The 18,845-nt window shown below is 63.1% G+C and carries 20 protein-coding genes and 1 riboswitch; of the genes, 3 read left to right on the top strand and 17 right to left on the bottom strand.

Annotation, left to right across the window (positions count from 1 at the left end):
* A partial coding sequence (locus ACLHZ1_RS02155) for an IS3 family transposase (RefSeq protein WP_427260772.1) occupies positions 1–812 on the top strand: 812 nt, incomplete at its 5' end.
* 71 nt (positions 813–883) lie between these two features.
* On the opposite strand, the gene ACLHZ1_RS02150 is transcribed toward ACLHZ1_RS02155, so the two are convergent.
* Positions 884–2,260, bottom strand: a complete 1,377-nt coding sequence (locus ACLHZ1_RS02150) for an alanine/glycine:cation symporter family protein (RefSeq protein ID WP_427260770.1) — start codon at positions 2,258–2,260, stop codon at positions 884–886.
* Between the two features lie 105 nt (positions 2,261–2,365).
* Positions 2,366–2,474: riboswitch (glycine riboswitch) on the bottom strand.
* A gap of 506 nt (positions 2,475–2,980) precedes the next feature.
* Between ACLHZ1_RS02150 and ACLHZ1_RS02145 the strand changes: the two genes are divergently transcribed.
* Positions 2,981–4,132: a type III PLP-dependent enzyme gene (locus ACLHZ1_RS02145; protein WP_427260769.1), complete on the top strand. Its 1,152-nt coding sequence runs from the start codon at positions 2,981–2,983 to the stop codon at positions 4,130–4,132.
* A gap of 67 nt (positions 4,133–4,199) precedes the next feature.
* On the opposite strand, the gene ACLHZ1_RS02140 is transcribed toward ACLHZ1_RS02145, so the two are convergent.
* The 7 genes from ACLHZ1_RS02140 to ACLHZ1_RS02110 form a co-directional block, all read right to left on the bottom strand.
* Positions 4,200–5,165, bottom strand: a complete 966-nt coding sequence (locus tag ACLHZ1_RS02140; RefSeq protein ID WP_427260768.1) for a calcium/sodium antiporter — start codon at positions 5,163–5,165, stop codon at positions 4,200–4,202.
* 144 nt (positions 5,166–5,309) lie between these two features.
* Complete coding sequence (locus tag ACLHZ1_RS02135; protein ID WP_427260767.1) at positions 5,310–5,783, bottom strand: peroxiredoxin; 474 nt, start codon at positions 5,781–5,783, stop codon at positions 5,310–5,312.
* A gap of 69 nt (positions 5,784–5,852) precedes the next feature.
* A complete protein-coding gene (gene yfcD / locus ACLHZ1_RS02130) occupies positions 5,853–6,341 on the bottom strand; it encodes an NUDIX hydrolase YfcD (protein WP_408792395.1) in 489 nt (162 codons plus the stop codon).
* A 152-nt stretch (positions 6,342–6,493) separates the two neighbouring features.
* Entirely contained in the window at positions 6,494–7,237 is a 744-nt protein-coding gene (locus ACLHZ1_RS02125; RefSeq protein ID WP_408792397.1) for an amino acid ABC transporter ATP-binding protein, read from the bottom strand.
* 12 nt (positions 7,238–7,249) lie between these two features.
* A complete protein-coding gene (locus tag ACLHZ1_RS02120; RefSeq protein ID WP_427260766.1) occupies positions 7,250–8,344 on the bottom strand; it encodes an amino acid ABC transporter permease in 1,095 nt (364 codons plus the stop codon).
* A 67-nt stretch (positions 8,345–8,411) separates the two neighbouring features.
* The gene (locus ACLHZ1_RS02115) at positions 8,412–9,599 is read right to left on the bottom strand and encodes an amino acid ABC transporter permease (protein WP_427260765.1); all 1,188 of its coding nucleotides are present in this window, start codon (positions 9,597–9,599) and stop codon (positions 8,412–8,414) included.
* A gap of 63 nt (positions 9,600–9,662) precedes the next feature.
* The gene (locus ACLHZ1_RS02110; RefSeq protein WP_427260764.1) at positions 9,663–10,682 is read right to left on the bottom strand and encodes an amino acid ABC transporter substrate-binding protein; all 1,020 of its coding nucleotides are present in this window, start codon (positions 10,680–10,682) and stop codon (positions 9,663–9,665) included.
* Between the two features lie 374 nt (positions 10,683–11,056).
* On the opposite strand from ACLHZ1_RS02110, the gene ACLHZ1_RS02105 reads away from it, so the two are divergent.
* Positions 11,057–11,272, top strand: coding sequence for a DUF1107 family protein (locus ACLHZ1_RS02105; protein WP_111873885.1), 216 nt, complete (start codon positions 11,057–11,059; stop codon positions 11,270–11,272).
* 55 nt (positions 11,273–11,327) lie between these two features.
* Here the strand turns inward: ACLHZ1_RS02105 and ACLHZ1_RS02100 are convergent, their stop codons facing one another.
* The 9 genes from ACLHZ1_RS02100 to ACLHZ1_RS02060 form a co-directional block, all read right to left on the bottom strand.
* A complete protein-coding gene (locus ACLHZ1_RS02100) occupies positions 11,328–11,645 on the bottom strand; it encodes a DUF2845 domain-containing protein (protein WP_427260763.1) in 318 nt (105 codons plus the stop codon).
* Positions 11,630–12,643: an ABC transporter permease gene (locus ACLHZ1_RS02095; protein ID WP_427260762.1), complete on the bottom strand. Its 1,014-nt coding sequence runs from the start codon at positions 12,641–12,643 to the stop codon at positions 11,630–11,632. Before ACLHZ1_RS02095 ends, ACLHZ1_RS02100 begins: the two co-directional genes overlap by 16 nt.
* A 28-nt stretch (positions 12,644–12,671) precedes the next feature.
* Complete coding sequence (locus tag ACLHZ1_RS02090; RefSeq protein WP_427260761.1) at positions 12,672–13,553, bottom strand: ABC transporter ATP-binding protein; 882 nt, start codon at positions 13,551–13,553, stop codon at positions 12,672–12,674.
* A 116-nt stretch (positions 13,554–13,669) separates the two neighbouring features.
* Complete coding sequence (locus ACLHZ1_RS02085; RefSeq protein ID WP_041993599.1) at positions 13,670–14,281, bottom strand: FKBP-type peptidyl-prolyl cis-trans isomerase; 612 nt, start codon at positions 14,279–14,281, stop codon at positions 13,670–13,672.
* A gap of 244 nt (positions 14,282–14,525) precedes the next feature.
* A complete protein-coding gene (locus tag ACLHZ1_RS02080; RefSeq protein WP_427260760.1) occupies positions 14,526–15,251 on the bottom strand; it encodes a copper homeostasis protein CutC in 726 nt (241 codons plus the stop codon).
* 43 nt (positions 15,252–15,294) lie between these two features.
* Positions 15,295–16,197 carry an ROK family protein gene (locus ACLHZ1_RS02075; protein ID WP_427260759.1) on the bottom strand — a complete coding sequence of 301 codons (903 nt, stop codon included), beginning with the start codon at positions 16,195–16,197 and terminating at the stop codon, positions 15,295–15,297.
* Positions 16,198–16,303: 106 nt separating this feature from the next.
* Positions 16,304–16,762 carry a GNAT family N-acetyltransferase gene (locus ACLHZ1_RS02070; RefSeq protein WP_427260787.1) on the bottom strand — a complete coding sequence of 153 codons (459 nt, stop codon included), beginning with the start codon at positions 16,760–16,762 and terminating at the stop codon, positions 16,304–16,306.
* Between the two features lie 41 nt (positions 16,763–16,803).
* The gene (locus ACLHZ1_RS02065) at positions 16,804–17,610 is read right to left on the bottom strand and encodes a M48 family metallopeptidase (protein WP_408792410.1); all 807 of its coding nucleotides are present in this window, start codon (positions 17,608–17,610) and stop codon (positions 16,804–16,806) included.
* 146 nt (positions 17,611–17,756) lie between these two features.
* Positions 17,757–18,731: a PstS family phosphate ABC transporter substrate-binding protein gene (locus tag ACLHZ1_RS02060; RefSeq protein WP_427260758.1), complete on the bottom strand. Its 975-nt coding sequence runs from the start codon at positions 18,729–18,731 to the stop codon at positions 17,757–17,759.
* Between the last annotated feature and the right edge of the window lie 114 nt (positions 18,732–18,845).

The raw sequence follows: 18,845 nt of genomic DNA, 5'->3' as shown, positions 1-18,845 counted from the left end.
CAACGCTGCTGCATCTCGCCGGGTTGCCACGCAGCACCTTCTACTGGCAGGTGAAATCGGGTACCCGCACAGTGACCTATGAGCATGAAGCGCAACGGGTCAAGGCGCTGTTTCATCACCACAAGGGACGCTATGGTTATCGGCGGATCACCCTGGCGCTGCGCAATGAGGGATGCCCTCTCAACCATAAAACCGTGCGTAAACTCATGCGAAAACAGGACCTTGCCTCTAACCTGCGCCGCAAGAAATATCGGTCGTACAAGGGGACGTACGGCCATATCGCCCCGAACCTCTTGCAGCGTGATTTTCACGCCGATGCCCCGAATCAGAAGTGGGTCACCGATGTGACGGAGTTCAATCTCAAAGGGCAGAAGCTGTACCTGTCGCCGGTGCTGGACTTGTATAACAGCGAGATCATCGCCTGGCAGATGGCAACGCACCAGGGAATGCTGTTGATGGACAAGATGCTGGATGAGGCCCAGGCGAGATTACAGCCAGGAGATGCGCCGGTGCTGCACTCGGATCAAGGCTGGCAATATCAGATGGCCAGCTATCGGACGCGATTATCGTCAAGGGAGGTGAAGCAAAGCATGTCACGCAAAGGGAACTGCCTGGACAATGCGGTGGTAGAGAACTTCTTTGGGCTGCTGAAGAGCGAATGCTGGTTCAACGAAGAATACGAAGATACAGAGCAGTTGAAGCGTGCGGTGGATGAATACATCCACTACTACAACCACGAGCGGATCAAAGTAAAACTAAACGGCCTGAGCCCGGTACAGTACCGAACTCAGGCCATGTCATCCGCCAACTAATGTGTCCAATAAATGGGGTTCACTTCACCGAGGTCGTGGCTTTTTCATTTCCGCGTGGTGTAGAGGCAGGGTCAGGCCGTCTGCGGCTCGGACTCGGGCTCTCTATCCCGGTCCCGACGGAAGTAGGCCCGGGTCTCGGCGATCACCACATGGCGCAGGCCGATGAGGCCGATGAGGTTGGGCACCGCCATCAGGCCGTTGACGATATCGGCCAGCAGCCAGATCAGATCGAGATGGAGGAAGGCCCCGCTCGCCACCAGCGCCAGATAGACGAGGCGATAGGGTTTGATGGCTTTCACCCCGAACAGATACTCGGTGCAGCGCTCGCCGTAGTAGTTCCAGCCGAGGATGGTGGTGAAGGCGAAGAACAAGAGGCCAGTGCTCACCAGATACTGGCCGATCCAGGCATCCAGCCCCTGGGCGAAGGCGGCGCTGGTCATGGCGGCGCCGCTGAGCTCGCCGCTCCAGGCCCCGGTCACCACCAGGGTCAGGCCGGTCATGGTGCAGATGATCAGGGTATCGAAGAAGGTGCCCGTCATGGAGACCAGCCCCTGCTCCACGCAGGAGTTGGTCTTGGCCGCCGCCGCCGCGATGGGGGCCGAGCCCAGACCCGACTCGTTGGAGAAGACCCCCCGCGCCACCCCGGACTGGATCGCCAGCATGATGCCGGCGCCGACGAAGCCACCGGTGGCCGCATGGCCGGTGAAGGCGCTGTCGATGACCAACATCACCGCCTCGGGCAGGGCGCCGGCGTTGTTCACCAGCACAGCGGCGCAAGCGAGGATGTAGAAGATGGCCATGAAGGGCACCACCTTGCTGGCCACGCTGGAGATGGACCGAATGCCTCCCAGGGTCACCAGGGCCACTGCCAGGGTCAGCACCACGGCGGTCGCTTCCCGGGGCACCGAGAAGGAGAGGCTCATGGCGTCTGAGATGGCATTGACCTGGGGGAAGGTGCCGATGCCGAAGAAGGCGACGCCAATGCCGAACAGGGCGAACAGCCTGGCGAGCGGCCTGGAGCCGAGCCCCTTCTCCAGGTAGTACATGGGGCCGCCAGCCATCTGGCCGTTGGCGTCGGTCTGGCGATACTTGACCGCCAGCAGGCACTCGGCGTACTTGGTGGCCATGCCGAACAGGGCCGCCATCCACATCCAGAACAGGGCGCCCGGGCCGCCGAGCTTGATGGCGGTGGCAACCCCGACAATGTTGCCTGTGCCTATGGTGGCCGAGAGCGCGGTGCACAGCGCGGCGAAGCTGGAGACGTCTCCCTGTTGCCCCTGGCCCTGATCGCGGCCAAACACCAGCCTGAGGGCGAGCGGCAGCCGCACCAGTTGCAGCAGGCCGAGGCGAAACGTGAGATAGACACCGGTCCCGACCAGCAGGATCAGCAGGGGCGGGCCCCAGATAAAACTATCGATGGCGGTTAACGCCGAGTGAATTGATGACATGCATCCTCCTTAAAAAACATAAATTAAGGAGGAGAAGGATGATCTTCCCAAATAGCCGTGCTCGCCAGAGGCGATCGGATGCGGGCAAGGCCCGGGTACAACCATCCCATCCCCTCTGTCCTTTTGCCTGAGAGTTTCCGGCCTGAATATCATGGATAAACAAGGCCTTGCTCCTTCGGCGCCCGATTGAACGGGTCTCTCCAGAGTATCGTCCAGTAGCAGTCCACACCGGTTGCCCGGTACCTGAAAGATTCACTTCTTCGGTGGATGGTTACCCATCGCTCTCCTGCTACCTTCATCCGAACTAGTTTTGGATTAGGAAGCGGCATAGTAATCCAAAATATTGTGAGCTGTCTCGCAACAATCCCATTTTTTCGCCCTTGGCCCCCACATCCGGCCAAACGTAAATAGATTGTTAATTATCAGATGGTTAGACCGCTTCTCATCAGAGCCCGCCTCCCCCCTCTTCCTCCTCTCTTTTTTCCTAGGATATCAATTTTCCCTTTCGTCTCGACCAGAAAAACTTGCCGACATAGCCAATCAAAATGCTTGCATGACAAGTCAATAAACCGATAATTGCGCGCATATCCAAGCAGTAACCATGGATGTTATGCAGCCTGCTGGATAGGTCCCTTCCGGACCGCTCGCCTGAGCCGGCCGTTGCCGTCTCAACAAACCAAGGCTAGGGCAGACCCGCCCCCTAAGGATGATCAAAAGACAATGAAAGAGACCCTTGTGGCACAAGATTACCGCCAGCTGGTTGAACAATTCGGATCCCCCCTGTTGCTGCTCGACAAGGCCGCCGTGCGCCGCCAGTATCGGGCCCTGTCTGCCGCCCTGCCCGAGGTGCGGTTGCACTATGCACTCAAGCCCCTGCCCCACGAGGCGGTCGTTTCCGTGCTCAAGGAAGAGGGAGCCTGTTTCGATCTGGCCACCAATGGCGAGGTGGATCTGGTGCGCTCACAAGGGGTGCGGCCGGGCCGCTGCATCCACACCCACCCCATCAAGCGCGACAGCGATATCCGCTATGCGCTGGAGTATGGTTGCACCGTCTTCGTCTACGACAATCCTCTGGAGCTGGAGAAATTCCTGCCCTACAAGGACGAGGTGCAGCTGCTGCTGCGGGTCAGCTTCCCCAATCCGCACACCAAGGTCGATCTCTCCAAGAAGTTCGGCTGCACCCCGGAGCAGGCCCTGCCGCTGCTGCAACTGGCCCAGGCCAAGGGGATCAAGGTGATGGGACTCTCCTTCCACGTCGGCTCCCAGGTGCCCAACAGCGATCGCCACGTACAGGCCATCGATGCCTGCCGCGACATCATGGAGCAGGCCTGGGCGCTCGGGCTCAAGCCCTGGGTGCTGGACATCGGCGGTGGCTTCCCGGTCGACTATGATGGCGGCGAGTTCGACATCGACGGCTTCTGCGCTCCGATCCGCGCCGCCCTGGCCAAGCTGCCCACCACCGTGCAGAAGATTGCCGAGCCGGGCCGCTTCATCAGCGCGCCGGCCATGACCTCGGTCGCCAGCGTGATGGGCAAGGCCCACCGCGGCGACAAGATCTGGTACTACCTGGACGATGGCCTCTACGGCAGCTACAACGGCCAGCTCTACGATCACGTCACCTACCCGGTGAGCACCCCCTATGCCCGCGGCGAGCTGCACAATGCGGTGCTGTCCGGTCCCACCTGCGACAGCGTGGACGTGATCCGCGACGGCATCATGCTGCCCGACCTCGAGATCGGCGAGCTGGTGATCGGCAGGGTGATGGGCGCCTACACCTGGGCCTCGGCCTCCACCTTCAACTTCTTCCCCAAGGCCAATATCCTGATCCTCGACAGCGCGGCCCAGGGCCAGAAGCTGGTGGCCGTCGCCTGAGACGGACCGGCCCATAGCAAGAGGGGGAGCCAATGGCTCCCCCTCTTCGTTTCACTCATGGCGCGGATCAGAACTGGCTGGCCAGCAACCAGCCGGTGTAGCCGATGAAGACGCAGAGCAGCAAGCCCCCTTCCACCCGGTTGATGCGGCCCTGGCCCTTGCGGCCCAGGCACATCACCAGCAGCAGCAGGGTCAGCCCCATCATCAGGCTCCAGTCACGGGAGAGCACGGCTGGGTCCACATCCAGGGGCGCGATGCCGGCGGCGATGCCGACCACCGCCAGGGTGTTGAACAGGTTGGAACCGAGCACGTTGCCCAGGGCCAGGTCATGCTCCTTCTTCTTGATGGCCATCAGGGAGGAGGCCAGCTCCGGCAGCGAGGTGCCGATGGCGACTATGGTCAGCCCGATGACGAGGTCGCTGATGCCAAAGGCCTGGGCTATGGTCACGGCGCCCCACACCAGCAGGCGGGAGGCGCCGACCAGCAGCACCAGGCCGACGATCAACCAGAAGATGGCCTTCTTGAGCGGCATGGCCTCGCTGTCTATCTCCACGTTCACGTCTTCGTCAAGGGCATCTCCCTTGCCGGTGATCCCGGCCCAGATGGACCAGCCCATCAGCACCACGAACACCCCCCCCAGGATCAGGGCGTCGGTGCGCCCCAGGTGGCCGTCGATGAGCAGGGCCCCCGAGAGCAGGGTGATGCCGAGCAGGATGGGGATCTCCTTGCGCACCACCTGGGAGGAGACGGCGATGGGGCTGATGAGGGCGGTCAGGCCCAGGATCAGGGCGATATTGGTGATGTTGGAGCCATAGGCATTGCCAAGGGCCAGCCCGGGGTTGCCTTGCAGGGAGGCGAGGGCCGAGACCACCATCTCGGGGGCCGAGGTGCCAAAACCGATGATCACCATGCCGATGAGCAGGGGCGGCATGCCGGCGTAACGGGCGGTGGCGGCGGCACCATCGACAAACTTATCCGCACTCCAGACCAGCAGGGCCAGTCCGGCAATCAGGGCAACAAAAGCCAGGGTCATACGTCTTTTTTCCAGTCGGGGTTGAGCTTGGGGGCGCCGTGGTCATCACGGCATCAACAGGGGACGCCGGCCCTGAGGCCGTGCCGGCGCCAGTGTAACCGAGCAAAGCCGGTTTTCAAGGGCTAACTCAGCCCTGATTAACCGTCACACCAGGGCGAGCAGGCTGGCGGCATCCGAGACCTCGAACTTGCCCGGCGCCTCGACCCGCAGCGCCCTGACCACCCCATCCTCGGCGATCAGGGCAAAACGCTGGGCCCGCACGCCGCCAAAGGCCCCCGTCTCCTTCTCCAGTCCCAGGGCGCGGGTCCAGCCGGCATCGCCGTCCGCCAGCATGGTGATGGCCTGCGCCCCCTGGGCGTCCTGCCACGCCTTCATCACGAAGGCATCGTTGACCGAGAGGCAGTAGAGGGCATCGACCCCCCGGGCGTTGAACTCGTCCGCCAGCACCACATAACCGGGCAGGTGGGCGTTGGAGCAGGTGGGGGTGAAGGCGCCGGGCACGGCGAACAGCACCACCTTCTTGCCCGCGAACAGCGCCCGGGTATCCAGGGTCTGCTTGCCCTCGTCCGTGATGAAGGTGAATTCGCCCGCGGGCAGTGACTGGCCAATGGCTATCATGATGGGTCTTCCTGACGGTGAATGATGACTCGCAGTCTACCCCAGATGCGTGCGCCGTGCAGGCTAGACTCAGGCGCCGCCCCTCGCCTGCCAGTGGGCGAGGGCTATCAGGGAGTCGGGGGTGAACTCGGCGGCCCGGCTGGCGATCTCCGTCAGGCTCATCCAGTGCACGGCGCTCACCTCCTCGGCCTGCAATTGCAGCGGCCCCTGGTAGCGGCAGCTGTAGAGGTAGCCCCACACCCGGTAGTGGCTCCCTTCGGCCAGGAAGCGACCATGGTCATGGAGCGCCACCCCGTAGACGCCCAGCTCTTCCCCCAGCTCGCGCAAGGCGCTGGCCAGGGGGGGCTCCCCCACCGTCATGACACCGCCAGCGCAGGCGTCCAGCATGCCGGGACAGAAATCCTTGCCGAGGGTGCGCCGCTGCACCAGTATCTGATCCCCCTCCCCCAGCACCAGTATGTAACTGGCGCGATGGCGCAGATTCTCCCGGCGCACCCGCGCCCGATCCGCCACTTCGATGACATTGTCCTGTTCATCGACTACATCGACCCACTCCATTGCCGCTCTCCGAAACATGCTGCTGACGCCGCAGTATACATGGCGCGGCCCCTGGCCGGATCCGCCATCGTCCCCCTTTTCCTCGCCCTCATGGGCCAGTGCCGGCCATGAAAAAGGCGCCTGTCGGCGCCCTCGTGATCACCATGCCCGCCTCAGTTGTGCAAGATCTGGGACAAAAACAGCTTGGTGCGATCGGATTGGGGATGTTCGAAGAAGGCTTCGGGCTCGTTCTCCTCGATGATCTGGCCCCTGTCCATGAAGATGACCCTGTCGGCCACCTGCTTGGCAAACCCCATCTCATGGGTGACGCAGAGCATGGTCATCCCCTCGTTGGCCAGCTCCACCATGACATCCAGCACCTCCCGCACCATCTCGGGATCCAGCGCCGAGGTCGGTTCGTCAAACAGCATCACCTGGGGATTCATGCACAGGCTGCGGGCGATGGCCACCCTCTGCTGCTGACCGCCGGAGAGCTGCCCCGGGTACTTGAGGGCCTGCTCCGGGATCCGTACCCGTTCGAGGAAGGTCATGGCGATCTGCTCCGCCTCCCGCCTCGGCAGCTGCTTGACCCAGATGGGCGCCAGGCAGCAGTTCTCCAGCACCGTCAGGTGGGGGAACAGGTTGAAGTGCTGAAACACCATGCCCACCTCGCGCCGCACCGTCTCTATGTTCTTGAGATCCGAGGTGAGCGCCATCCCCTTGACCAGGATGTCACCCCGCTGATGCTCCTCCAGCCGGTTGATGCAGCGGATCATGGTGGACTTGCCGGAGCCAGAGGGACCGCAGATGACGATCTTCTCACCCTTGCTCACCCTGAGGTTGATGTTGCGCAGCACGTGGAACTCGCCATACCACTTGTTGACACCCTTGAGTTCGACCACATAGTTGTTTTCCATAATCGACAGCTCCTAACGCTTGTGGCCCGTGTGCAGCTTGCGCTCCAGGTAGATGGAATAACGGGACATGCCAAAACAGAACATCCAGAAGATCAAGGCGATGAACACATAAGCCTCGGTGGAGAAACCGAGCCATTGCGGATCCGCCAGCGCCACCTTGGAGATGGCCAGCAGGTCGAACAGGCCGATGATCAGCACCAGACTGGTGTCCTTGAACAGGGCGATGAAGGTGTTCACCAGGGAGGGGATGGTGATCTTGAGGGCCTGGGGCATGATGATGAGCCCCATCACCTTCCAGTAGGAGAGCCCGAGAGCATCCCCCGCCTCGTACTGCCCCTTGGGGATCGCCTGAAGGCCGCCGCGCACCACCTCGGCCACGTAGGCCGACTGGAACATGATGATGCCGATCAAGGCCCGCAGCAGCTTGTCAAACTCCACCTCTCCCGCCACGAACAGCGGCAGCATGACCGAGGCCATGAACAGCACGGTAATGAGCGGTACAGCGCGCCAGAACTCGATGTAGACGGTGGAGAGGCTGCTGATGATGGGCATGTGGGAGCGGCGCCCCAGCGCCAGCAAGATGCCGAAAGGCAGAGCCACGGCGATGCCCACCACCGCCAGCACCAGGGTCAGCATCAGACCGCCCCAGAGGTTGGTCTCCACCTGGGATAGCCCCAAGCCGCCATGGAGCAGCACGAAGGCGATGCAGGGAAACACCAGCAGGGTAAAGAGTGCCAGCCAGCCCTTGTGCGGCGTTCTGGGCCAGATCAGCAGTGCCAGCAAGCCCGCCATGCCAGCAAATACGATGTTGACCCGCCAGCGCTGATCCACCGGATAGAAGCCATAGATGTACTGGCCGAAACGGCTCTCGATAAACAGCCAGCAGGCCCCTTCCTGGCCACAGTCGGCCCGGCTGCTGCCACTCCAGGTCGCGGAGATCAGGGCCCAGTCGATCAGATGCCAGATGGCGGGCAGCAGCAGATAGAGCAGCGCCAGGGTCACCAGACCATTCCACCAGTTGGGAAACAGGTTGGCCCTCAGCCAGGCCAGCAGGCCGCGCCGACCCGAGGGTGGCGGCAGTGCCTCTTGCAACTCATTGACGTACATGGCGCCCCCCTCTCATCTGCCGAACGAGGCCAGAGGCGATGCCTTGGATGCGTGTCATGGGATCTCCTCAGCGCTCCACCAGCGCCATCTTGCGGTTGTAGATATTCATCAGGATGGAGGTGCCGATACTGATGACGAGATAGACCCCCATGGTCATGGCGATCACCTCGATCGCCTGCCCTGTCTGGTTGAGGGTGGTGCCCATGAAGACGGACACCAGATCCGGGTAGCCGATGGCGGTCGCCAGGGACGAGTTCTTGGTCAGGTTCAGATACTGGCTGGTGAGGGGCGGTATGATGACCCGCATCGCCTGGGGGATGACCACCAGCTGCAGGGTTCTCGAGGTGGAGAGCCCGAGGGCCGAGGCCGCCTCCGTCTGGCCATGGCTGATGGCCAGGATGCCGGATCGCACTATCTCGGCGATGAAGGCCGCCGTGTAGATGGTCAGCGCCAGCAGCAGGGCCACCAGCTCGGGCAGCACCGTCAGGCCACCACGGAAGTTGAAGCCCTGCAGGGTGGGCAGGCTCCAGCCTATGGGGCTGCCCGCCAGCCAGAAGGTCACCAGCGGCAACAGCAGGATCAGCGCCAGGGAACTGAGCCAGACCGGAAATGCCTTGCCGGTCAGCTCCTGGCGGCGATGGGCCCAGCTGCGAACTCCCCAGCTCAGCAGCAGCGCCAGCAGCAAGGCCCAGAGCACGTAGCCAAACCCCTCCTCAAACAGGGGCTTGGGCAGGTAGAAGCCTCGCACGTTGAGAAAGGCCAGCTCCCCCAGGCTCACACTGTCTCGCGGCGACGGCAGGGTGCGCAGCACGGAGAAGTACCAGAAGAAGATCTGCAGCAACAGGGGGATGTTGCGAAAGGTCTCGATATAGACGGTGGCGATGCGCGACACCAGCCAGTTGTTCGACAGGCGAGCCACCCCGAGCACGAAGCCGAGCAGGGTCGCCAATATGATCCCCAGCGCGGAGATCAGCAGGGTGTTGAGCAGGCCGACCAGGAAGGTGCGACCGAAGGTGTGGGTCTCATCGTAGGGGATCAGGCTCTGCAAGATGCCGAAACCGGCCGTGTTGCCGAGAAAGCCAAACCCTGTGGTGATGCCGCGGGCTTCCAGGTTGGCCAGGGCATTACTGATGATGTAGAACAGGAAACCGAGGACAGCCGCGACGGCCAGACACTGGAAGATCAGCGCCCTTACCTTCGCGTCATACCACCAGCGGCCCTGTGCTTTCCTCTGGTCGTGCGGATGTGACGCCATAGGGATTTACTCCGACAAAGCCAAGGCAAGAGGGAAAACGGGGGGCCTTGGCCCCCCGCACAGCTAGCGAATGGGGGGGGCGTACATCAGGCCACCCTGATTCCACAGCGCATTGATGCCGCGATCTATCTTGAGGGGAGATCCGGCCCCCACGTTGCGCTCGAACACCTCGCCGTAGTTGCCGACCTGCTTGATGATGTTGTAGGCCCACTTGTCATCCAGGCCGAGCACGCCGCCCTTGGGATCCTCGAGCCCCAGCAGACGCCGTACATCGGGATTGGTGGATTTGAGCATCTCATCCACGTTGGCACTGGTGACCCCGGCCTCCTCGGCGTTGAGCAGGGCATTCATGCTCCAGCGCACCACCTTGAACCAGGGTTCATCCCCCTGGCGCACCACGGGTCCCAGGGGCTCCTTGGAGATCACCTCCGGCAGCACGATGGCGTTCTCCGGCTTGGAGAGCTTGATCTTGAGGGAGTAGAGCTGGGATTGATCCGAGGTCAGCACGTCGCAGCGCCCGGCTTCGAATCCCTTGACGGTCTGATCCGAGGTATCAAACACCACGGCGCTGTATTTCATGCCGCCATTGGCGCGGAAATAGTCGGCGAGGTTGAGTTCGGTGGTGGTGCCGGACTGGATGCAGACGGCGGCGCCATCAAGCTCCTTGGCGCTCTTGACCCCCAGGGCCTTGGAGACCATGAACCCCTGGCCATCGTAGTAGTTGACCCCGGCGAAGGTGAGACCGAGGGAGGCATCCCGGGTCAGGGTCCAGGTGGTATTGCGCGAGAGCATGTCCACTTCACCGGACTGCAGGGCGGTGAAGCGCTCCTTGGCGGTCAGGGAGACATACTTGACCTTGCTGGCATCCCCGAGCACGGCGGCGGCGACGGCGCGGCACACGTCCACATCCAGCCCGGTCCAGGTCCCTTTGGCATCCGGGTTGGAGAAGCCGGGCAGGCCGTCCCCCACCCCGCACTGCACGAACCCCTTCTTCTTGACCGTGTCCAGGGTCCCTTCGGCCAGGACGTTGGCTGACGCCAGCGACAACGCAACCAATACACCAAGCTTATGTATCTGTTTCATATCACTCTTCCCTGTGGTTCGACTCGAACAGGCATCAGCGCAACCCGCCGATGACCCTCTCCCTTTCCTCACTTTTTTGCAGCTTATCCAGCCCGAAAAAAGCCTGTCAATCGGTGCAAACCGGCACAGAAATGGTGCAACAGCACAACATCACTCCCAGGTTCGATATACACCTTATGAATAAAAAATAGACCCATGTTGACCAAATAACATACCGAACTTTCCCTGCCAAACCCTGTGGATATTTTTCCCGCTATTTTTGCCCTGCCCCATAAGTGGGCAGGTTTTTTATTACAACTGACTCATATGATTCATATTTTTGTCATGGCGCGACGCCATAGTGTGCCCTGTCCAAACGAGAGGGTATGGTCGTGATGAAGGTGTTCAAGAGTTTGTCCCCCCGCCAGATAGCGCGATACGTGAAGAGTTTTCACCGCGGCAGTTTCATGGTCGAGGAGATGGGCCAGTTTGAATTTACCGGGGGCGAGATCAATCTGGAGAGCCTGAGTTGCCGGCAGACCTTGAGCCTGGCGATGAGGGTCAACCGGGCAGTTCGCAGCCTGCGTCAGGACAGCCAGCTGTTGGGATAACTTCCGCGAGTCTTATTGGTCCTTTGCTTCCATCTGATTTTTTTCGGCTCGCCGGTCACTGACCGCGCGGGCCATCTTCTATGGCGGTGATCACCCCGTTCTCGACGGTGACGAACTGCATGAACTGGCTCTTGCCGAAGTTGTAGGTCCAGCGTTCGGCATACTTGACCGTCATGCGCACGCCAAAGCCGTTCTCCTCATAGCGGGTCAACTCCTCCTTGAGCATGGGCTGGCCACAGCGCACCAGCAGCAGGGCCGTGCTGTCCCCCTCGGTCAGCAGATCGCCCTTGCAGCGCAGGGTGGCGGCGTCGGCGGTGAGCGTCAGGGCAAGACACATAGCAGAGATCATCAGTCGTTTCATGTGGCGTTCCATCTGAACAGGGCGGCACCCAGGGTGACGCAGACCAGGGTAAACAGGGCGATCTGGGCCAGGGGGCTCGCCACCTCCTGCCAGCCGGCCCCTTCCAGCATCACGGCCCGCGCCGCGGCGATGATCTGGCTCAGCGGCAAGCGGTCCGCCACCCCTTGCAACCAGGGGGGCGCCCCTTCCAGGGAGAACCAGACACCGGACAAGAACATCATGGGCAGACTGATGAGATTGAGCAAACCGCTGGCCAGCTCTTCATTCTGAAGGCGGGCCGCCACCAGCAGACCCAGGGACGCCATGGCCGCCCCACCCAGCAGGGCGATGAGCAGCAAGAGCCAGCCAGAGCCGAGCAGAGGGGCCCCCAGCAGCCAGTGGGCGACCAGAAACACCAGCAGACTCACCACCAGGGTGATGGCAAGGCGCGACAGCAGCTGGGCGCAGAGAAACTCGGCGGCGCTGAGCGGGGTCGCCCTCAGCCGCTTGAGCACCCCGTTCTTGCGGTATCGCACTATCACATAGCCCACGCCGAACAGGCCCGAGAACATCAGGTTCATGCCGATCACTCCGGGCAGCAACCAGTCCCCATAGCGTATGGCCTGGCCGGGCAGGGTATCGCGCACCAATGGGGTCAGGCTGTGTCCCTTGAGCAGGTACTCGGCCAGCCCTCCCCCCGGCGAGTCCGGATTCACCCAGTAGTTGCCCCCGGCCGGGTTGAGCAGCAGATCCAGCTGATGGTGGCGCACCTTGCGCTGGGCCGGGGCCAGGCTCTCGTACTCCACCAGCCTGAGCTGGGGAATGGCCTCCAGGGCCTGATAGGCGGGAGGCAGGGGCCCCACCACCCCGAGCTGCAACAGGGGACGCTGATTGCCCGAGAAAATAAGGGAGAACCCCAGCACCAGCAACAGAGGCACCAGCAGATTCCAGGCCAGGGCGGCCCGGTCGCGCACAAACTCCAGATTGCGGGCATGGAAAAGCGCGCCGATGCGCCTCAGGCTGTCGCTCATCTCGGACTCCTCTGTGTCAGGCCCTGGTTCATGCGCCGCTCCTCAGGCTGTGGCCGGTCAACTTGAGGAAGAGATCCTCCAGGTTGGGGGAGCGGATCTGCATGCCGGTCAGGGGCACCTGCAACGCCAGCAGGCGCGGCATCAGGCTCGCCACGTCGGGGCAGACCAGCTCCACCTGCCCCCCCTGCCGGGTGCAGGGCAGCCCCAGACTGGCCAGGGCGGGGTGATCGGACAGGCGCACCAGCACCCCCTCGAAATGCTGGTCCAGCAGGGCCTGGGGGGTATCCAGGCTGAGCAGATGGCCATGGTCGACGATGGCGATGCGATCGCACAGCTGCTGCGCCTCGTCCATGTAATGGGTGGTCAGCACTATGGTCTTGCCCTGGGCCTTGATGGCCTTGACCCTGTCCCAGAAATGGTGCCTGGCCTGGGGATCCAGCCCAGTGGTGGGCTCGTCGAGAAACAACAGCTCGGGATCCCCCAGCAGGGCCAGGGCCAGCAGCAGCCGTTGACGTTGGCCGCCGGAGAGGCGACGACTGTCCCGATCGACGAAATCCTCGAGGGCGCAGAGGTGGATCAGCAGCTCGAGGGGCAAGGGCCGGGGATAGAGGCGGGAGAAGAGGCGCAGGGTGTCGCGCACGGTCAGGAAATCCTGCAGCGCCGTGTGCTGGAACTGGATGCCGATGCGCCCACGATAATCGGCCCCCGGCGGCGCCCCGTGAAACAGGATGCGGCCGCTGTCCGGGGTGAGGATCCCCTCCAGCAGCTCTATGGTGGTGGTCTTGCCGGCCCCGTTGGGACCAAGCAGGCCGAAACAGCTACCCGCCGCTATGGCAAAACTGAGCCCATCCACCGCCTTGACCCCGGCGAAATGCTTGACGAGATCGACGACCTCTATAATGGCTGGCATGGCTTCCTCCCCTGGCTCGTTCGACTATAACGAAAAGCGGAGATCCGTCCCATCTTTGCCGCGGGCCAAAAACAAACGGCGACCCCAGAGTCGCCGTTTGCAGCAAGCAGGCTGGATCACAGGATGTCCAGCAGCTCCACTTCGAATACCAGGGCAGAGTACGGCGGGATGGAGCCGGCACCACGGGCACCGTAGGCCAGATCCTGCGGGATGAACAGCTTCCACTTGGAGCCAACCGGCATCAGTTGCAGCGCTTCGACCCAACCGGCGATGACGCCGGTGACCGGGAACTCAGCCGGCTCGCCACGGGCGACCGAGCTGTCGAATACGCCACCGTCGGTGAAGGTACCGTGGTAGTGCACGCGCACGGACTGACCGGCAACCGGTACGGCGCCATCGCCTTTAACCATGACTTCATACTGCAGGCCGGAATCGGTCACCTGCACGCCGTCGCGCTTGGCGTTATCGGCCAGGAAGGCTTCGCCTTCGGCGGCGGCGGCCTTGGCAGCCACTTCCTGCTCGGCCTGCATGCGGCTGGTGATCACCTGGAAGGCGTCATTGATATCGTCGCGGCTGACCGCGAACTCCAGACCGTTCAGGGCATCTGCCAGACCCTGTTGCAGGGCGGGGATATCCAGACCGGCGAAGGCTTGCTGTGCCAGTTGATCACCCATGTTGCGGCCGATGCCATAGCTGGCCTTCTGTTCGATAGAGTCGTATTGGGACATTGAGATTCTGCTCCGGGTCCATGTGTCAAAAGAGCGGGAATGATAACAGAGTTTTTACCCGGGTGCTGCCGTCAGGGCGCCCGCCCTGCCTCGGACCCAGCCAGCCCTCTCTCAGTCCCGATCCAGCAGGGCCCGCACCGCCGCCACCTTGGCGCCGTCGGTGATATTGACCCGGCCATCGTCCGAGGTCCCCATGTTGACGCCATGGCGAAGATCGGCACCATGCCGCCACGCCAGTCCTTTCTCAGTCCCGGTCCAGCAGGGCCCGCACCGCCGCCACCTTGGCGCCGTCGGTGATATTGACCCGGCCATCGTCCGAGGTCCCCATGTTGACGCCATGGGGTACCATGCCGCCACGCCAGCCCATGCCGGACATATGAACCTCGTTCACCCCGGTGAACTCCAATATGGTGCGCACATTGTCGGCATTGACCCCGGCCCCCGGCATCAGGCTGGCCCGCCCCGCCAGGGCCTGGGCCATGGCCTGCAGCGTCTCCAGCCCCGCCAGGGCGGTCGGGGCATGGCCGGAGCTCAGGATGCGTTCGCACCCCGCCCCCACTATCACCTCCAGATCCGCCCGCCAGTCGCTGCACAGATCGATGGCGCGGTGAAAGGTGACCCCCAGGGGACCGGCCGCCGCCACCAGTTGCCTCAGCCTGTCTCCGGGCACCCGCCCTTGCGGGTCGAGCAGGCCGACCACCACCCCCTGCAGGCCGGCGGCGCGAGCGGCGGCGATGTCTTGCAGCATCAGCTCGAACTCGAGCTCGCCAAAACAGAAATCCCCGGCCCGGGGACGGATCATGGCATAGATGGGAACACGGCCATGGCGCGCCGCCTGCTGCATCAGGCCATAGGAGGGGGTGAGCCCGCCGAGGGCGAGGGCGGAGCAGAGCTCGATACGATCGGCCCCGGCATCCTGGGCGATGAACAGGGATTCCAGGTTGTCGATGCAGACTTCGAGACGGGTCATGATATCTCCTCGTGATGGGTGAGGTGAGACCCGTGGTCGAGTCTCACAGATGAAGCAGGGCCGCGCCGCGCACCCCGCCCGCGCCGCCAAACCGGGCCTGGCGGATCTCGGGCAGGGCGACACCGGGCAACAGATGCCCCGGCAGGCGCAGCGGCAATTGTTCGTAGAGTGCGGGCAGGCCGCACAGGCCGCCACCGAGCACCACCACCTCGGGATCCAGCACGGAGAGGGCGGTGGCCAGGCCCGCCGCCATGATCTCCAGCCAGCAATCCAGGGTGGTGACGGCGTTCGGCTCCCTGGCCTCGAAGCGGGCCACTATCTGCTGGCCCGAGACGCGCTCGCCGCTCAGTTGCTGATAGAGGCGTTCGAGACCTGTGCCCGAGGCATAGGTCTCGAAGCAGGCGAGCCGGCCACAACCACAGCGCGGGCGCGGCAAGTCGGGGTATTTCATCAGGATGGTGCCGGGCAGCGGGTAGTGGCCTATCTCTCCCGCCAGCCAGTTGCGTCCCTGCACCAGGCGTCCGTTGAGGTAGACGGCGCCGCCAATCCCGGTGCCGATGGTGACCGCCAGGGCCGACTCGGTCCCCTCGGCGGCGCCTTGATGCACCTCGGACCAGAGGAAGCAGTTGGCATCGTTGTCGACCCGCACCTCGCGATCGAGCAAGGCGCCCAGATCCGCCCCCAGATGACGACCATTGATGCAGGGCAGATTGGCGGCCACTATGCTCTTGTCGCTGCGATTGAGGATGCCGGGGAAGCCGATCCCGACCATGCCGCGCACGCCATAGCGCTTGTCCGCCGCCAGCACCCTGTCGAGGATCAGCCGCTGCAGCGCCGCGTAATCGTCCCCCGGCGTCCCCAGCCGCTCCTCGTGACACAGGGTCAAGGCGCCGTCATAGATGGCGAATGCCACCTTGGTGCCGCCGATATCGAAACCGTAATACATGCCCACACTCCCTTGCAGCTTGAGAAAACGATGCTAGTCCTGAGCGGGCCATTGTATTAATTCGCAAAAAAAATAAAGTGACCCATACCGTAAAACTGGCGGCCCGTCACAGCGTGCGGCACATTTTCCGCTGCAGGCAGGGCTGGCCCTGCTGAGTCAGGGTGCGTTGCTCCCCGTCGAAACGAAAGCCGCGCCTCAAGTAGAACCCCTCCCCGACCCGATTGCCCGCCAGCAGCCAGAGGCTGACCCGCTCGAACCCCGCTCGCCGCATCTGCATCGCCACCGCCTGCCACAGGCGCTTGCCGTGGCCCTGGCGCCAGTGGGCCGGGTGCAGGTAGAGGGCGCGGATATGGGCTTCGGGCCCGGTCTCCCCTTCCTGATGCTGCCAGTAGAGCAGGCCTATCACCCTCTGCTCGATGCAGATCAGCATGGGTTTGGGGTCTTCCCCCGCGAGCCGCCGACGCCACAGCTGCAGGTGGACCCCGGGTGCCAGCGCGCCCAGCAGCTCGGGGCCCAGCACCTCGCCATAGGCCGCCAGCCAGCTGGCCCGTTGCAGCACCGTCATGGCGGCGGCGTCTTGCAGCCGGGCCAGGCGCAGGGTCGCCGTCAGCGTTTGCACTGGGGCGTCAGTCCGGCGGCGCGGGCCTGCTGATAGAGGGGGGTCGCCGTGGCCAGCTCGGCGCGCAGCTCACCGATACGGTTCGCATTGCTCGGGTGGGTGGAGAGCAGCTCCGGAGGAGCCTTGCCCCCGGCGGCGGCCCCCATGTTCTGCCACAGCGGGATCGCCTCTGCCGGGTTGAAACCGGCGCGGGCCATCAGATCCAGCCCCAACCGATCCGCCTCGCTCTCCTGCTCGCGGCCATAGGGCAGGGCTATCCCCACCTCGACCCCGAGCCCGAGCGCCGCCATGGTGGCGCCGCGATACTCGCTGGTGCCGAGGGCGATGTCCGCCGCCGCCAGCCCCAGTCCCGTGATCTGGCTGCGCGACAGCCGCTCGTTGGAGTGCTGGGCCAGCACATGGGTCAGCTCGTGACCGATGACGGTGGCCAGCTGATCCTGGTTCCTGGCCACGTCGAGCAAGCCGCTGTAGACCCCTATCTTGCCGCCGGGCAGGGCGAAGGCGTTGACCTGTTTGGAGTCAAACACCACCACTTCCCAGTCGCTGATGCCATAGCTGCTCGGCACCTGGGCGGTGACCGCCTTGGCGACGCAGGAGACATAGGCATTGAGCCTGGCGTCCTTGCTCAGCTTCTCCTGCTGCTTCATCTGGTTGAAGGAGTCCGCCCCGAGCTGGTTCATCTGCTGGGGGGAGAAGAGCAGCATCTGGCTGCGGCCCGTGGGGGATTGGGCGCAGGCACCGAGCAACAGACCGGCGGCGGCCAGCAGGCCTGCCTGGGTGAGGAGTGAGGTCATCGACGGAGTCCTTGTGACGGAGAATGCCTTATTCTCGGGAAAGCGCGCACCGGGTGCAAGTCGGTCAACATGACCTGCCGCTTGCGGCCATAAAAAAAACGAGCCCGGATGGGCTCGTTTTGGCAAGGCTTGCAGCGCTGGCGTTATTACATCAGGCCCAGCTTCTTGAGATCAGCCTGGACCACCTTGGCCGGAACCGGCACATAACCGTCCTTGGCAACGATGGTCTGACCGGCCTTGGAGAGGATCAGCTTGACGAACTCCTGCTCCATGGGGGAGAGCGGCTTGTTCGGGTGCTTGTTCACGTACAGGTAGAGGAAGCGTGACAGCGGATACTTGCCGGTGATGGCGTTGTCGGCACTTGCCTCGACGAAGGTGGTGCCATCCTTGGAGAGCGGCACGGCACGCACCCCTGAGGTGACATAACCGATGCCGGAGTAACCGATCCCGTTGAGGGAGGCGGAGACGGACTGCACCACGGAGGCGGAACCCGGCTGCTCGTTCACGCCGCTCTTGAAGTCGCCGTCACACAGGGCGTGCTCCTTGAAGTAGCCATAGGTGCCGGAGACGGAGTTGCGACCGAACAGTTGCAGATCCTTGCCAGACCAGCTGCCATCCAGACCCAGGTCGGACCATTTGCTGGCAGCCTTGGCTTCGCCGCACTTGAGGGTGCTGGAGAAGACGGCATCAACCTGCTGCATGGTCAGCCCCTTGATGGGGTTGTCCTTGTTGACGAACACGGCCAGGGCATCGACGGCGACGCGAATGGCGGTCGGCTTGTAGCCGTGGCGCTTCTCGAACGCTTCCTCTTCACCGGACTTCATGGCACGGCTCATGGGGCCGAACTGGGAAGTGCCTTCGGTCAGGGCGGGAGGGGCGGTGGAGGAGCCTGCGGCCTGGATCTGAACGTTGACGTTCGGATAGACGCGCTTAAATTCTTCGGCCCACAGGGTCATCATGTTGGCCAGGGTATCGGAACCCACGGACGACAAGTTACCCGAGATGCCGCTGACCGGCGCATATTCAGGCAGATCCTTGTCGACGCCGTAAGCCATAGAGCCGGCAGAAAACAGCACTGCCGCAGTAACACCGATCACACTGGCCAATTTGTTGAGTTTCATCCAATCTCTCCAAAATTACAGAAGGTCCGTTCTTTAAGACGGCGCCAGTATCCGACCTGGCAGTGACAAATTTATGGCGTGTTCATGACGCTTTCATGACAGCCAGCCAGATAA

It is taken from the genome of Aeromonas sobria, assembly GCF_050266975.1.
GTDB classification, from domain to species: Bacteria; Pseudomonadota; Gammaproteobacteria; order Enterobacterales; family Aeromonadaceae; genus Aeromonas; species Aeromonas sobria_B.
The sequence above is the reverse complement of the archived record's forward strand: the minus strand, read 5'-3'. Positions and strand labels throughout refer to the sequence as shown.